The organism is Polaromonas sp. P1_G4, from assembly GCF_056405475.1.
On sequence record NZ_JBFUCA010000932.1, the window covers coordinates 1 to 911 of the forward strand.

Annotated in this window: 1 protein-coding gene; it reads left to right on the forward strand. The window is 54.8% G+C overall.

Going from position 1 to position 911, the window contains the following annotated elements; translation table 11 throughout:
- Positions 1 to 179: 179 nt before the first annotated feature.
- Positions 180 to 911: hypothetical protein (locus tag AC1D1X_RS24540; RefSeq protein WP_477699519.1), on the forward strand; the 732-nt coding region annotated here is incomplete at its 3' end.

A 911-nucleotide genomic window follows, 5' to 3' on the forward strand; every position in this document is an offset into this window, starting at 1 on the left:
GACTGATAGCGGCTGGATGGAAAGAGGGGGCGGGTGCCGTCCTAAAGTTCTTTAGCGGCGATTCCACTAACGCGAATGCCGACATCAATATCATGTTTCGCTTGGATCGATTCGCACAGTCGTCGTTGCCCGGCGACACGGCGGGGCGAGACAGTTCCCCCACGAGTGGAGTGCATCCGTTGGCGCAGCAAGCCGGGGGCGATTGGGAAGACCGTACGGTTTATGACTTGATGACTGGTTTGCCTGTTGGCCCAGAAAGCAATGTCTGGATCACGGATTCAATCAACGCCTCAACGATTGCAGCACCAGCCACCTCGACATCTTCGCCAGTTGCGGCCAATGCGTTAGCCCTGGTCCTAAATCGTGACGTCATACATCACGAAGATGGTTCAATCACACTTGGCTTCATTGCGAAAGCGGACAGCGCCAACGGCAGCATCAAAAAAGGTGACATTGTTAGCGAGGTTTTTGATCCTAAAGGCAAACTCGGCTATTTCAGTGTGAGCCACACCGAACGGGGTGAAACCACGGTGATGGAAAGCGTCCTCAACCCTGCCGATGGTGAAGTTGCGACCACATTTAGTCACTGGGTCGGCAACACTTTGCAATTCCAAGGGCAGTGGGATCTAGCGGGAAATCGTGTGGGTGACCGTTATACGGTGGGTGGCACTACCTACACGCGTAGCATCGGTCCAGAAGGACAGACCCAATGGCCTGACCCAAACGGCTTGAATACAGAGGAGCGTCTCCAGCAAAGCTTTGATCAGGAAGCGCAGCGTCTATTCAATTTGCACCCAGGTGCCAGCGCAGCGGAAATCACCAGTTTTCGTGCTTTGAGCGTCGACGAGCTTAGAGCCATTGAAACCGGCCTGAATCAGGCCGCTACAGCAGAGCCCGGTTCGGTGTACGCT